The organism is Pseudomonas sp. EL_65y_Pfl1_R83, from assembly GCF_963970695.1.
Taxonomy (GTDB): domain Bacteria; phylum Pseudomonadota; class Gammaproteobacteria; order Pseudomonadales; family Pseudomonadaceae; genus Aquipseudomonas; species Aquipseudomonas tritici.
The window spans coordinates 1-587 of sequence record NZ_CAXAQI010000151.1 but is presented as its reverse complement, the minus strand read 5'-3'; the positions used below and the strand labels follow the sequence as shown (position 1 = coordinate 587).

The following is a 587-nucleotide window of genomic DNA, read 5'->3' as shown; positions in this document are numbered from 1 at the left end:
CAGCAATCCGACACGACGCTCACCGCCGTCACCTCGCAGCTCCAGCGTGCCGCCGAACTGACCACCCAGGCCGCCAACGGCACGCTGAACGACGCCAATCGCAAGGCGATCGCGACCGAGCTGCAAAGCATCCGCGACGATCTGGTGAACTTGGCGGGAACGACCGATGCGCGCGGCCAGCCGCTGTTCGCGGCGGCGACGGGCAAGGGCGCGGTCACGCAGGCCGCCGACGGGACCGTCACGTTCGACGGAACCGGTGAAGTCCCCGCGATTCCCGTTGGCGACGGCACCGACGTCCGCGCGACCGACAGCGCGCAGCGCGTGTTTGGCGGGATCTCCGACGGCAAGGGCGGCACCACCGATATTTTCGCGGTGTTGTCGACCTACATTTCGGCGCTCAACGCCGGTGGCACGGCAACCGCCACTGCCGCATCGGGCACAGCGGCGACCGCGATCCAGTCGGCGCTCAACCAGGTATCGGACGTGCAGGGTTCGGTCGGTGCGCGCGCCGCCCGGCTCGATATCGTCTCGTCCCAGGCAACCGACGCCGCAGGCGCGCGCGAAGTGGACCGCACCGCGCTTGAGGA

General features: G+C 69.7%; 1 protein-coding gene. It reads left to right on the top strand.

The features are described 5' to 3' along the window. On the top strand, nucleotides 1-587 hold a 587-nt coding region (locus tag AACY08_RS28135), incomplete at both ends, for a flagellin N-terminal helical domain-containing protein (protein WP_445262051.1).